Origin of the sequence: Paraburkholderia sp. SECH4 (assembly GCF_030511745.1) — a bacterium.
Classification (GTDB): domain Bacteria; phylum Pseudomonadota; class Gammaproteobacteria; order Burkholderiales; family Burkholderiaceae; genus Paraburkholderia; species Paraburkholderia madseniana.
Genome location: NZ_JALOCP010000007.1, coordinates 1 through 12297, shown reverse-complemented (window position 1 = coordinate 12297; position 12297 = coordinate 1). Strand labels below are relative to the sequence as shown.

General features: G+C 61.6%; 13 protein-coding genes and 1 tRNA gene. 9 read left to right on the top strand and 5 right to left on the bottom strand.

The features are described 5' to 3' along the window. Positions 1–93 precede the first annotated feature (93 nt). Positions 94–336, top strand: coding sequence for a DUF6566 family protein (locus M0D67_RS12240; protein ID WP_154561321.1), 243 nt, complete (start codon positions 94–96; stop codon positions 334–336). A gap of 263 nt (positions 337–599) precedes the next feature. Here the strand turns inward: M0D67_RS12240 and M0D67_RS12235 are convergent, their stop codons facing one another. Further along, positions 600–869 carry a hypothetical protein gene (locus M0D67_RS12235; protein WP_120291432.1) on the bottom strand — a complete coding sequence of 90 codons (270 nt, stop codon included), beginning with the start codon at positions 867–869 and terminating at the stop codon, positions 600–602. A 349-nt stretch (positions 870–1218) separates the two neighbouring features. On the opposite strand from M0D67_RS12235, the gene dusA reads away from it, so the two are divergent. Both dusA and M0D67_RS12225 read left to right on the top strand, forming a co-directional pair. Beyond that, positions 1219–2220: a tRNA dihydrouridine(20/20a) synthase DusA gene (gene dusA / locus M0D67_RS12230; RefSeq protein WP_154567506.1), complete on the top strand. Its 1002-nt coding sequence runs from the start codon at positions 1219–1221 to the stop codon at positions 2218–2220. A 102-nt stretch (positions 2221–2322) separates the two neighbouring features. Further along, positions 2323–2398 (top strand) — tRNA-His (locus tag M0D67_RS12225). Between the two features lie 131 nt (positions 2399–2529). On the opposite strand, the gene M0D67_RS12220 is transcribed toward M0D67_RS12225, so the two are convergent. Next, complete coding sequence (locus M0D67_RS12220) at positions 2530–2919, bottom strand: hypothetical protein (protein WP_266238887.1); 390 nt, start codon at positions 2917–2919, stop codon at positions 2530–2532. Positions 2920–3269: 350 nt separating this feature from the next. On the opposite strand from M0D67_RS12220, the gene M0D67_RS12215 reads away from it, so the two are divergent. From M0D67_RS12215 to M0D67_RS12205, 3 genes are all read left to right on the top strand, one after another. After that, positions 3270–4862, top strand: coding sequence for a sulfotransferase (locus M0D67_RS12215; RefSeq protein WP_266238886.1), 1593 nt, complete (start codon positions 3270–3272; stop codon positions 4860–4862). Next, the gene (cysC, locus tag M0D67_RS12210) at positions 4859–5434 is read left to right on the top strand and encodes an adenylyl-sulfate kinase (protein ID WP_266238885.1); all 576 of its coding nucleotides are present in this window, start codon (positions 4859–4861) and stop codon (positions 5432–5434) included. Before M0D67_RS12215 ends, cysC begins: the two co-directional genes overlap by 4 nt. A gap of 107 nt (positions 5435–5541) precedes the next feature. After that, positions 5542–6201 (top strand): trimeric intracellular cation channel family protein, encoded by a 660-nt coding sequence (locus M0D67_RS12205; protein WP_266238884.1) that lies wholly within the window; start codon positions 5542–5544, stop codon positions 6199–6201. On the opposite strand, the gene M0D67_RS12200 is transcribed toward M0D67_RS12205, so the two are convergent. Continuing rightward, the gene (locus M0D67_RS12200) at positions 6187–6399 is read right to left on the bottom strand and encodes a DUF3820 family protein (protein ID WP_006048800.1); all 213 of its coding nucleotides are present in this window, start codon (positions 6397–6399) and stop codon (positions 6187–6189) included. The genes M0D67_RS12205 and M0D67_RS12200 overlap by 15 nt on opposite strands. A gap of 137 nt (positions 6400–6536) precedes the next feature. Here M0D67_RS12200 and M0D67_RS12195 point away from each other — a divergent pair, with 137 nt between their 5' ends. Then, complete coding sequence (locus M0D67_RS12195; RefSeq protein WP_266238883.1) at positions 6537–7589, top strand: NADP(H)-dependent aldo-keto reductase; 1053 nt, start codon at positions 6537–6539, stop codon at positions 7587–7589. A gap of 75 nt (positions 7590–7664) precedes the next feature. Here the strand turns inward: M0D67_RS12195 and M0D67_RS12190 are convergent, their stop codons facing one another. Then, entirely contained in the window at positions 7665–8948 is a 1284-nt protein-coding gene (locus M0D67_RS12190) for an MFS transporter (protein WP_266238882.1), read from the bottom strand. Between the two features lie 72 nt (positions 8949–9020). Next, on the bottom strand, positions 9021–10433 hold the full coding sequence (locus tag M0D67_RS12185) for a M20 family metallopeptidase (protein ID WP_266238881.1): 1413 nt from the start codon (positions 10431–10433) through the stop codon (positions 9021–9023). A 202-nt stretch (positions 10434–10635) separates the two neighbouring features. Between M0D67_RS12185 and M0D67_RS12180 the strand changes: the two genes are divergently transcribed. Together M0D67_RS12180 and M0D67_RS12175 are read left to right on the top strand one after the other, a co-directional pair. Further along, on the top strand, positions 10636–11595 hold the full coding sequence (locus M0D67_RS12180) for a LysR family transcriptional regulator (protein WP_266238880.1): 960 nt from the start codon (positions 10636–10638) through the stop codon (positions 11593–11595). A 192-nt stretch (positions 11596–11787) separates the two neighbouring features. Continuing rightward, positions 11788–12210 carry a hypothetical protein gene (locus M0D67_RS12175; RefSeq protein WP_054034577.1) on the top strand — a complete coding sequence of 141 codons (423 nt, stop codon included), beginning with the start codon at positions 11788–11790 and terminating at the stop codon, positions 12208–12210. Positions 12211–12297: the final 87 nt, after the last annotated feature.

The window sequence follows — 12297 nt, the reverse complement described above, 5'->3', positions numbered from 1 at the left end:
CGGGCCGGTGCATGCTCCGAGCCGCAACGACGGCCCGGTGGAAAGGCGCGGCCGCCGACATTCAAGGGCACGCAAGACACCAAGGAGGCGATCATGGAGCCGAAAGGCCTCGACATGGGCGACTACCAGGAGCGCTATCAGGACTACGAGATTGAAGTCGCGGTCGAACAGGTGCTCACCGGTGTCAAAGCGCATTTTCGGGTGTTGCGCAACGACGCGGTGGTGGTCGACTGGCGGCTCGTGCATATCGACACGCTATGGTCCACTGAGCATGCCGCGGCCCTGGCGGGCTTCAAGGCGGCGCGGGAAACGATCGATGCTGGCCTCACCACGTAGCCACAAGCGCGCGAGCCGGCGAGCGCATTCAATTAAGCTGACGATCTTTCGACTTGCTGGAGACGGTCGATCCGTTCGGCAACCGGATTCGTTTTTGCGAATCGCCGAACAAGGATATGCGTGGGGCGTGATGAGCCAGTGGCAGGGGCTTGACGCCGCGGTCGCGGCCGTCGTGTAAACGGAACCGGGCGCCGGCATGCATTGCATTCGCGGCGCCCAGTTCGGCTGCCGTCTTGTGAACGGCAACCTTCAACGGCGACAGATTAGTGGCCGAAGAAAACCGATTGCGGGCCCGACGAAGCCGGTGCACGCGTACCCGATTGCGACGACACGTTGTTCACGCCACCGTATGCGTTCGACTCGGCATTAGCGCGTTCAGCCGCGACGGTTTGTGCGCTCTGGCCTTGTTGCGAAGCCGGTGCGCCGACCGACGGACGGTAGAACGGTGCCGGGCCGTAGCCGCTAGCGAATGCGGGAGCGGCGATCGAGGCAGAAACAGCAACCAACAGGGCGGCGATGAGCTTGGTCTTCATGGTGTGACTCCGATAAGTTTCGATTTCATTTCAGGAAGGCGTCGCAGGGGCCGGTGAGGTGTGTCTGCAACGTCGATGGAAAGCAGTGTATACCCCTACTATTGAAAATTTGTACCGATAATCTGAAATTACTATTCTCGGTATTGAAATAATCGGTCGGAGGGTTATGCGACAGGCGTCAGCGGTGGTCTGCCCCCGTCTGTCAAGCGGTTTTGGCGGTCAAAGACCGGGTTGGGAGGGTGGGTTACAGGTGGCGTTTTCCGGAATTCGCGGCTCGTCACGAGCGTTTCCGGGGCATCGGGCCACTTGCGGTAAAATTGCGGTTTGATTCAAGCCGTCCGCCTGCCCCATGTCTTCAGCTCAAACTCCCAGTGCACGCCGCGTTTCTGTCGCGCCGATGATGGACTGGACCGATCGCCACTGCCGCTCGCTTCATCGCGTGATATCGCGTCACACGTGGCTTTACACCGAAATGGTTACCACCGGCGCGTTGCTGCACGGCGATGTGCCGCGCCATCTGGCGTTTACGCCCGAAGAGGCGCCGGTCGCTTTGCAACTCGGTGGCAGTGAGCCTGACGACCTTGCGCGCTCGGCTAAGCTCGGTGAGCAATGGGGCTATGACGAGATCAATCTGAACTGCGGTTGTCCGTCCGAGCGTGTGCAGCGTGGTGCGTTCGGCGCCTGCCTGATGAACGAGCCGCAACTCGTCGCCGATTGCGTGAAGGCGATGCGCGATGCCGTGTCAGTACCGGTAACTGTCAAGCACCGGATCGGTGTCGATGCAGTTGAGGAATATGGCTTTGTGCGCGACTTCGTTGGCACGATAGCGGATGCTGGTTGCAACGTGTTCGTCGTGCACGCGCGCAATGCAATTCTCAAGGGCTTGAGCCCGAAAGAGAACCGCGAGATTCCGCCGCTCAAGTACGACTACGCGTATCAGTTGAAGCGCGACTTCCCGCATTTGGAGATCATCATCAATGGTGGTATCAAGACGCTTGATGAGGTCGAAACGCATCTTCAGCATATCGATGGCGTGATGCTTGGGCGCGAGGCTTATCACAATCCCTATGTGCTCGCCGATGTCGATGCACGCTTCTATGGCTCGACAGAAGCGCCGCTTACGCGCGAGCAGGTCGAGGCGAAGCTGATTGAATATTGCGCGGCTGAAATGGCACGCGGCACGTACCTTGGTTCGATCACGCGTCACGCGCTTGGTCTCTATCGCGGTGAAGCCGGTGCACGTGGATGGCGTCGCGTGTTGTCCGATAGCAAGCGTCTTGCCGCGCGCGATCTGACCATCTTCGACGAGGCAAGACAGCATCTGCGTGAGCCCGTCGAAATTTTTGAATAAAGGACTAGGCAAACGGGATTCTTGTTCGTATAATCTCGTTTCTTCATCGGCGAGCCAAGTTTCTCAGCAATGAGTTGCTAGCAAGTCAAGCAGATGTCAGTGGTGGCTGTAGCTCAGTTGGTAGAGTCCAGGATTGTGATTCCTGTTGTCGTGGGTTCGAGCCCCATCAGCCACCCCAAAGAATTCAAGCAGTAAAAAGTTTGACCAAACGGCGTTGTGAGAAATCACAACGCCGTTTTTGTTTGTGCCTTTGCAAAACGTCGCGCGATACAGGATGGTCTCGTCATTCGATACGTGGTCCGATTGGCATCAATGCCCATGCCCCCCATTGCCGCCGCTGCTCCACGAACTACCCCCGCCGCCTCCGTGGGAGCCACCGCCGCCGCCATGCCAGCCGCCTCCTCCTCCTCCGTGCCAACCTCCGCCATGCCAACCTCCGCCGCCTCCCTGCCAACCTCCGCCATGCCACCCGCCGCCGTGCCAGTACCCGCCACCTCCATGGTAGTAACAGCACGGCCCACCCCAACCGCCCCAGATGTCCACCGTGCCGTAAGCCGGTCCATACACCGGTCCATAGGCATATCCGTAGCCGGGGTAATAGGGCTGCGCGTAGGCATAGTCGTATCCTGGCGCGACCACGCACCCGGCGAGACTTCCCGCCACGACCAACATCGCGATTGATGCAATGAGCCTGCTCACGATTTTCTCCCTCGTATGTGAATGAGAAAAACGGCGCACCCGGGAGTTCAGCAGGATTTGTGTCCGCAAATTACGGCCCGGATTTACCACCCGGCTTCCGTTACGCCTGCACCGCAACCCAACGCCATAGCGGCCGCCCGTTACGCCAGCCTTCCAAACTATGACGGATTCATCGCGCTGTAACAGTTGGTTAAATTTTCGCAACGTAACTGTAGGGCGCGCCTGATACTTTCCCGTCAGACAATTTCCCTTTGAATCCAGATCCATGCTTGTGCTGACGCTGGACGAAGAAGAACGCATCCCACTTTGCCGGGCCGCCTGATGCAAAGCCTGCAAAAACCTGGTCGTCAATGAAGCACGATACACAGCCTGCGACCGCATCGGCATGGAGCGCCGAAGGCGACGCCTGTGCCGCTCGCGGCGACCTCCAGGCCGCACTCCAATGTTTCGAAACAGCGCGCGCGCACGATCCTGTCGACGCCGTCGCCCTTGAGCGTCTCGCCGCGACGCTCGCCGCGCTGAACCGTTTTCCCGAAGCCGTCATCCGCTATCACGAAGGGATCGGGCTCGATTCGCGGAACACCGATTTGCGTCATGGCCTCGGCTGGTCGCTCGAACAGATGCATCGACTCGAGCAGGCGGTAGACGCGTATCGTGAAGCAGTCCGGCTGAATCCAAAAGCCGACGGCTCATACAACAACATGGGCAACTGCCTGCAGGCACTCGGTCGTTTCGACGAGTCTCACGAAGCCTATCGCCGCGCGATCGAGGCCGCTCCGCAGGTGCCGCTGTACTACCGCAACTTCGTGCAGTCCAAGCGCCTTGGCGCCGATGATCCGGTGTTTGCCGCGCTGGAGCAACTCGTCGGCGATGCCGCCTCGCTGACACCCGCCAATCAGGCGGAGATTCATTTCGCGTATGGCCAGGCGCTGTCCGATGTGGGCCGCAACGATGCGTCGTTCGATCACTTCCTGAAGGGCAATGCACTGCACCGTGCCGGCGTGCGCTATGACGAAGCCGCGTCGCTCGGCCTGTTCGCGCATTTGCCTGAGCTCCTGACTTCAGAGGTGCTGGCGGCCAAGCATGGTCTGGGCGATGCGTCGGACGCACCGATTTTTATCGTCGGCATGCCACGCTCCGGTTCGACACTGATCGAACAGATTCTCGCGAGTCACCCACAGGTTTTCGGCGCGGGGGAACGCACGGAGTTCGGCGCGGCGCTGGTTAACTGCATCGGCCGCGATCTCGACGATCCCTTGCGCATCGATATCGAAGCCTTGCAGGGCATCGGCCCCGCGCAATTGCGCACGCTCGGCGCCGACTATTTGCACCGCATACGGACGTCGCTGCCGGAAATGCAAACCGCAACGCCAGGCTACGCACGTTTCACCGACAAATACCCATTCAATTTCATCAACGTCGGGCTGATCCATCTGGCGTTGCCGAAGGCGCGTTTCATTCATAGCAGCCGCTCGCCGTTGCAAAGTTGTCTGTCGATTTTTGCGCGAATTTTTCATGACGTGCCGTTCAGCTACGATCTCGGTGAACTGGGCCGCTACTATCGCGCGTACGACGCGTTGATGGTCCATTGGCAACGCGTGTTACCCGAGGGCACGATGATCGAAGTGAAATACGAAGAGCTGATTGAAGATTTCGAAGGGAATGTCCGACGCCTGCTCGCGCATTGCGGACTCGACTGGGATGAGCGCTGTCTGGCGTTTCACCAGACCACGCGGCAGGTGAACACGGCAAGCGCGGCACAGGTGCGCCGTCCGCTCTACAAGACATCGCTGCAGCGCTGGCAACCGCAGCAGGCGTTGCTGCAACCCTTGTTCGACGGTCTGGGACCGGAGTTGGCGCCCGCTGGCAGCGTCAGCGGGCGCGAGCGGGCGCCTCGGGCAGATGCCGGGACAGCGGCCAACGGGATGGAGCGGAAATCGTGAGCGCAACGCGTGGAGCCGTCATCTGGATGACCGGTTTGTCCGGCGCCGGTAAATCGACCGTAGCCGAGGCGTTGCATCAGCGTCTGAAAGAAGCCGGACATGCCTCGATCGTGCTCGACGGCGACGTGCTGCGGCGCGGCCTGACCGCGGGCCTCGGCTTCACGCCCGAGGATCGCGCCGAAAATCTGCGGCGGATCGCGCACGTCGCGGCGTTGTTCATGCAACAGGGCTTCATCGCGATTGCCGCGGTGATCTCGCCCGAGCATGAACATCGGCGCATGGCTCGCGAGATCGTCGGCGCCGGTTTCGTCGAAGTGTTCGTGAATGCGCCGCTGACGGTGTGCGAAGCGCGTGATGTCAAAGGCCTCTACGTGCGTGCGCGGCGCGGTGAAATACCCAATTTCACGGGTGTTTCGGGGCCGTACGATGTGCCGCTCGACCCCGATGTCATGATCGAAACCGATCGCGTGTCGATCGAAGAGGCCGTAGGCCGCCTGCTTATGCATCTGAGCGCCATGGGTTGCCTGTCGAGGGAAGAAAGCGGGCTCGGCAGGCCTCGTCTCGCGAAATAGTCGCCGCGAGGTGTGTGCCTGTATTCGGCCGCGCAAATTTTCCACCCGGCGCGGCGCATTTCGCTATACCTTTTCGCCTACTTGTGGACAGAAGGGGTGATGCGTCGATGCCGACATTGTCGATACGAAAAATAAAGCCGAACGTCGAAACGCTCGTTCTGGCGGCCGATCTGACCGGCACGGTTGTTTTCGCGATCGAGGGCGCGGTGAGCGCGATGCGCGGCGGTCTCGATCTGCTGGGTGTGATGGTGATCTCGTTTGTCGCGGCGCTCGGCGGTGGGGTGATCCGCGATCTGTTGATCGGCGATTCACCGCCTAACGCGATACGCGACTGGCGTTATCCGGCGTTGACGTTCGTCACCGGTCTGCTCACGTTTATTTTCCATTCGACAGCGCAGCAGTTTCCTGTCGCGCTGATTACCGTGCTTGACGCCGCTGGTCTCGCGCTGTTCGCTGTTGCGGGCGTCGAGAAAGCGCTGCTGTTCGGGATCCGTCCGTTTATCGCGATGCTGATGGGCACCATCACCGGTGTGGGCGGCGGGGTGATCCGCGATGTGCTGATGGCGCGCGTGCCGCTGGTGCTGCATGCCGACATCTATGCGACGGCTGCTTTCGCTGGCGCATTCATTGTGGTGGTTGCGCGGCGTACCGGCTGGCCGCCGGGCGTCGCGGCTTTAGCAGGCGGTGCGGTGTGCTTCGTCTTGCGCGTGCTGGCCGTCACCTATGGTTGGCATCTGCCGAAGGCGTCGCTCTCAGCGCTTGCGTAACGGCTCGATCAGCGACGACAAACCGTTGTGATCGATCTCGTGCATCAACGCCAGCAGACGGCCGATTTCGCCCGGCGGAAAGCCCTGGCTCGCAAACCAGTTCAGATAGTGGCCGGGCAGATCCGCGATCAGCCGGCCTTTGTATTTTCCGTACGGCATCACGCGCGTGACCAGCAGTTCGAGGTGTTCGGGGTTCATCGCAAGTGGGTCGACGGAAAGTTCATTGAGCGAGGCGGTGCGAGCACCCGCTGAAGCAGCATTTTAGCTGCGCTGCAGGCATCGCGCCGGCATGGTAACGTCAGCGCTTTCCCTTTACACACAACAGGACAGGTTCGATGGAATACCGCAGACTCGGCGACTCGGATGTGAAGGTTAGCCTGATCGGTCTCGGCACCATGACGTGGGGCGAGCAGAATACCGAGCAGGAAGCGCACGCGCAGATCGATTACGCGCTCGATCATGGTGTCAATCTGATCGACGCCGCGGAAATGTACCCGGTGCCGCCCCGTCCCGAGACGCAAGGCTCGACCGAGCGCTATATCGGCACGTGGATCGCGCAACATCGCAGCGCGCGCGAGAAGATCGTGCTGGCCACCAAAATCGCCGGCCCGGCGCGTCAACCGCACAACCCGCGTCATATTCGCGGGGAGGGCAACCAGTTCGACCGCAAGAACCTGACCGAAGCGCTCAACGATAGCCTGAAGCGCCTGCAAACGGACTACGTCGATCTGTATCAGTTGCACTGGCCGGATCGCAGCACGATGACGTTCGGCCGTCCCGCCTATCCGTGGGTCGATGACGCGTATACGGTGCCGATCGAAGAAACGCTGTCGGTGCTCGCTGAATTCGTCAAGGCGGGCAAGATTCGCCATATCGGCGTGTCGAACGAAACGCCCTGGGGTGTCGCGCAGTTTCTGCGCGCGGCGGAAAAGCTCGGCTTGCCGCGCATCGTCAGTATCCAGAATCCGTATAGCCTGTTGAACCGCACGTACGAAGTGGGTCTGTCCGAGTATGCGCATCGCGACAACATTGGTCTGCTTGCGTATTCGCCGCTGGCCTTCGGCTGGTTGTCGGGTAAGTATGAAGGCGGCGCGCGTCCGGATGGTGCCCGCATCACGCTGTTCGAGCGCTTTCAACGCTACAGCAAGCCGCAAGCGATTCAGGCGACCACGCGCTATGTGGAACTGGCGAAGCGTCACGGTTTGTCGCCCGCGCAGTTCGCGCTGGCCTTCGTCAATAGCCGGCCGTTCCTGACGAGCAATCTGATCGGCGCCACGTCGCTCGATCAGTTGAAGGAAAACATCGGCAGTGCTGAGGTGAAACTCTCGCCGGAAGTGCTCGCGGAGATTGATAAGCTGCATGAGTTGCAGCCGAATCCGGCGCCTTGAGGTAGCTGCCGGGGCGGCAAGGCGAGTTGATCCGCCTTGCTTGCCTCGAACTCAATCAACGTCGCCCAGGCTCGCTCAGCGAATCTTCAATTTCGAGCGCACCGCATTGAGCGCCAGCAAACTCACCACCGCGCAGAACATCAGATAGAAGCCGGGCGCAAGTTTATTGCCGCTCGCGTCAATCAGCCAGGTGATCACAAAGGGCGCGAAGCCGCCGAACACCGTCACGCCGATGTTGTAGCTGACCGCGAGACCGGTCGCGCGCGTCTGCGTCGGGAAAATCTCCGACATCAGCGCGGGCAGTGCGCCGAAGTACGTCGCCTTCAATACGCCGATCCAGATCAACGCCAGCAGCATCGTGGCGAACGACGGATGCGCATTCATATACACGAAGGCCGGATAGACCGTCAGCAGCATCAACGTCGCGGCGACTGCCATGATGCGGATGCGTCCCATGCTATCGGACAGGTGGCCGGCGAACGGCGTCAGCACCGTCAGCACGATTCCCGTTGCAAGCGTCGCCGAGAAGCCGGTCGAAGCGGGCAGATGCAGTTGCTTGATCGCATAGGTCGGCATGTACAGGATCATGTAGTTGGCCGCGGTCGAAATGACCAGCGAGCCGACCGCGAGCAGCATGCGGACCTTCTGCGTGCCGAACAGATCGCGCAGCGGCGTGCGGGTTTTCGGCTCCGTGTTGAATTCGGCGCCTTCGTCCACGTAACGGCGAATATAGAAGCCGACCGGGCCGATCGCGAGGCCGAACAGAAACGGAATACGCCAGCCCCACGATTCGAGTTGCGCCGTCGTGAGCTGGCTTGTCAGCAACGCGCCGAAGCCGGAGGCGAGCAGTGTCGAGAGGCCCTGGCTGGCGAACTGCCAGCTACCCATGAAGCCGCGCCGCTCGGGTGCATGCTCGACCAGAAACGCGGTGGAAGCGCCGAACTCGCCGCCCGCCGAGAAGCCCTGAACGAGCCGCGACAGCATGATGCCGGCCGGCGCCCACAAACCGATCACGGCATACGGCGGCATCGCGGCGATCGTCAACGTGCCGATCATCATCAAGCCGATCGACAACAGCAGCGACACCTTGCGCCCCGCGCGATCCGCGAGTGAACCGAGTACGAGTCCGCCGAGCGGCCGGATCATGTACGAGATGCCGAAGGTGCCGAGCGTGAGCATCAACGAAATCGCTTCGGTACGTGCCGGGAAAAACAGCTTCGCGATCGTCACCGCGAAAAATCCATAGACGACGAGGTCGAACCATTCAAGCGCATTGCCGATCGACGCCGCGAGAATGATGCGATGGACCTTTGCGGCGGACGGCCGCGCGGCGCTGGCTTGCAAGGTGGACGTGCTCATCGTGGCGTGCCTCGTGGCGGATGCGGCTAACAGTTAACTGCGGGTGTGCGGCAGGCGTACTGCGTCGATCGCTCAGGCCGCGGCTTTTGATGTCGTCGGGGTTGAGTGCGGCGAGTTCTCGCCGAGATCCCAGAAGAGCCCCGCCATGATCTGCAAACCCTCGCGCACCACCGGTCCGAGCAGATGCTCGTTCGGCGCGTGCTGGGAGCAGGCCGGGTACGAATGCGGCACCCAGATGGTCGGCAGACCGAGCGTGTCGGCGAAGACTTCGTTGGGCAGCGTGCCGCCGAGATTCGGCAGTACTGCCGTTTTCTTTCCGGTGGTCTGTTCGAGTGAAGCGATGGCCCACGTGACCCACGGATCGTCGGGATTCAGACGTGTCGCCGACGCACCGCGCTCGACGTTGATCTCGACGAGCGAAAAGCCATGCGCGTCCAGATGCTTGCGCAGGTGCTGTTCCAGGCTTTCCCAGTCGGTGCCGACCACGAAACGCAACTGGCAATGCGCGAACGCTGACGCCGGGATGGCATTGACCGGGTTCTCGGGATTGCCGGCCTTGAAAGCGAGCACTTCGAAGCTGTTCCAGCCGAACACACGTTCTGGCGGCGTGAGACCGGGCTCGCCCCAGTTATCGTCGACGGCCGGGTCGTTCGGACCGCCGCCTACCGTGATATCCGCCAACGCGCGACGCACCGCTTCCGGAATCGGCGGCGGACGCAAGCCGTCGACAGCGATTACGCCACGCGCATCTACGAGGCTTGCAAGTGCGTTCGCCAGCACGGTGGCCGGGTTGCGCAGCAGACCGCCCCAGTTGCCTGAGTGATGCGCGCCGTCGCGCAGATTCAGCGAGAGCTTGAAGTTCACCGAGCCGCGCGAACCGAGGAAGACGGTGGGGCGGCGCGCGGCGAGGCGCGGACCATCGGAGGCGATCAGCACGTCCGCGGCCAGTTCCTGTTTGTGTGTGTGGCAAATCGCGTCGAGCCCTGGCGAGCCGGTTTCCTCGCCCATCTCGATCAGCAGTTTTGCGTTGAAGCCGAGCTTGCCGTCGCGCGCGGCCAGCACGCTCGCTAGCGCGGCAAGATTGATGGTGTGCTGGCCTTTGTTGTCGGCGGTGCCGCGGCCATACCAGCGTTCGCCTTCGATTGTCACGGCCCACGGCGTCAGCGGCGCGCGCCATTGACTGTCGTAGCCGCGCACGACGTCGCCATGGCCGTAGATCAGTACGGTGGGCAGACGGTCGTCTTCGTGACGATTGGCGATCAGGAACGGCCCGAACCCTTGCGCCGGGTTATCGACGATGCGTGCGCTGAAGCCAAGCCCTTCGACTTCGGGCGCGATCTCGTCGGTCAGATACGACAGCAACGTAACTGCACGATCGTTTTCCTGACTCTCCGTGCGAAATCCGACGCGCCGGTTGAGGTTCTCGAGGAAGGCGCCTGATTCGAAATGATGCGTTGCGTGTTCGATGGCCTGATTGCGGCTCATGTTTGTCTCCGATGCGGGGTGCGGGGATGGCGGCGACGCGGCGCCGTGCGTGGCACGTCTGGTTCGCGGCCATCAACTTCGAAACGATTCTAGGAGGCCGTTATTTTTGTCACAATGATCGTCTTTCGAAGCTTGTGTTGCCGAAAAGGCAAAGCTCGATACACTGACACACGGCCACATCCGCTTGCAAAAGGCATCGCTCATGGCACTTTCATTACACGGCATCGCATTGCGCTATTTCGTCGAAGTGGCGCGCACCGGTTCGATTAGTGACGCGTCCGCGCGGCTGCATGTGGCCGTGTCGGCGATCAGCCGGCAGATCGCGCGGCTCGAAAGCGACCTCGGCGTCGCGCTGTTCGAACGGCGGCCGCGCGGCATGTCGCTCTCCGAGGCGGGCGAGCGTCTGCTCGCCTACGCGCAGCGCAGCCTGCTCGAGGCGGAGCACGTGATGAAGGAGATCGGCGGCCTCGAGGCGTTGCACGGCAGCATGATCAAGGTCGCCAGTTCGGAGGGCTTCGCCGCGGATTTCCTGCCCAGCGCGATGGCGGCGTTCCGTTGCCACTACCCCGGGATCGACTTCACGCTTTCCGTGATGCCGCCGGGCGAGGCCACCCGCCGGGTACGTGATGGCGACGCCGATCTCGCGCTGACCTTCAGTCTCGCGCCGGAAAAGGGCGTCAAGGTCGAACACACCGAGCGGGCGCCGGTGCTGGCGTTGCTGCGCGCCGATCATCCGCTGGCCGGGCGCGCGAAGGTGTCGCTCGCCGACCTGCAGCGCTATCCACTGGTGCTGCCGGAGCCCGGCACCACGATCCGGCAATTGATCGACATCACTTGCGCGCTTGAAGGCGTGCTGCTCGAGCCCGATCTCACCTGCAACAATAGCGGCGCGATGTACCGTTACGCGCAGAAGTCCGGCGCGATCATGTTCACGGGGCTGCTGTCGGTACGCGACCGTTACGCCGGCGACGGCTTCGTCGCGATGCCGCTGACGCATCCGCAGATGCGCCAGCGCAGCATCCAGGTGCAGACGATGGCCGGACGGGAGTTGCCGCCGTCGGTGAAGGCGTTCCGCGACCACCTGATCGCAGAAATCGGCGGCGCCAAGCCTACCAATGCTGCAGTGCCGAAGCCGGCTCGAAAGCGCGGCGAGGCGCGTTGAAAGGCAAATCTCCCTGCCGGACGTCGAATCACGACCTAAACTGTGGGGACGGGGCGGGCTGGTCAGCCTCTACTGCACGGCTGGCGGTGCTGTGGCCCATACCAGTGGTAGGATTCAGCCCGAAAAATGGAGCACGGTGCGCGATGAATGGGCGTGCCGTCCACAACAGAGCGATAGGACTCAGGACATCGAATGGCGCAACAAAAAACAAACCCAAAACTTGAGCAGGCGCTGACGCGCGGGGATCTTGCAATTCGCCAGGCCAACTCGGCACGGGCGACGGCGTTGCTGCGTGCGTTGGGCAAGATGATCGTCGAGGCATCGGCGACGATTGGCGTGGAGGCATTCACGCTGATTCCGGACGGCGACAAGATTTACGATCCGACTGATGGGCTGTGGCCGCAGGAACTGCAGGTTTCGCTTGATGGTCCTGTCGAGGAGCAGGACCCGGATGAGGTTCGGACGGTGCGGTTGATTGCCGATGATCCGGCGACGGTGTTCAGGGTTGAATGGCAACGCGCCGACGGGAAGATCGGGCGTCAGGATGGGGGGCCGTTTGCAACGGTGGCTTTTATTTCTGATGTGGATATTCCTTGGACGGATGATGAGGATTGAGGTTTGGGGTTTTTTGCCTGCGCGGCGCTTGTTTGTCCGTGTTCTTAGGGCGTTGGCCTTTCCTTGAATTGTTAGTGGTCTATTAGC

Coding starts and splice junctions, on each gene's coding strand:
- dusA (WP_154567506.1), top strand. CDS start 1,219: ATGTCTTCAGCTCAAACTCCCAGTGCACGCCGCGTTTCTGTCGCGCCG.
- M0D67_RS12215 (WP_266238886.1), top strand. CDS start 3,270: ATGAAGCACGATACACAGCCTGCGACCGCATCGGCATGGAGCGCCGAA.
- M0D67_RS12205 (WP_266238884.1), top strand. CDS start 5,542: ATGCCGACATTGTCGATACGAAAAATAAAGCCGAACGTCGAAACGCTC.
- M0D67_RS12200 (WP_006048800.1), bottom strand. CDS start 6,399: ATGAACCCCGAACACCTCGAACTGCTGGTCACGCGCGTGATGCCGTAC.
- M0D67_RS12175 (WP_054034577.1), top strand. CDS start 11,788: ATGGCGCAACAAAAAACAAACCCAAAACTTGAGCAGGCGCTGACGCGC.
- M0D67_RS12195 (WP_266238883.1), top strand. CDS start 6,537: ATGGAATACCGCAGACTCGGCGACTCGGATGTGAAGGTTAGCCTGATC.
- M0D67_RS12190 (WP_266238882.1), bottom strand. CDS start 8,948: ATGAGCACGTCCACCTTGCAAGCCAGCGCCGCGCGGCCGTCCGCCGCA.
- M0D67_RS12180 (WP_266238880.1), top strand. CDS start 10,636: ATGGCACTTTCATTACACGGCATCGCATTGCGCTATTTCGTCGAAGTG.
- M0D67_RS12185 (WP_266238881.1), bottom strand. CDS start 10,433: ATGAGCCGCAATCAGGCCATCGAACACGCAACGCATCATTTCGAATCA.
- M0D67_RS12240 (WP_154561321.1), top strand. CDS start 94: ATGGAGCCGAAAGGCCTCGACATGGGCGACTACCAGGAGCGCTATCAG.
- M0D67_RS12235 (WP_120291432.1), bottom strand. CDS start 869: ATGAAGACCAAGCTCATCGCCGCCCTGTTGGTTGCTGTTTCTGCCTCG.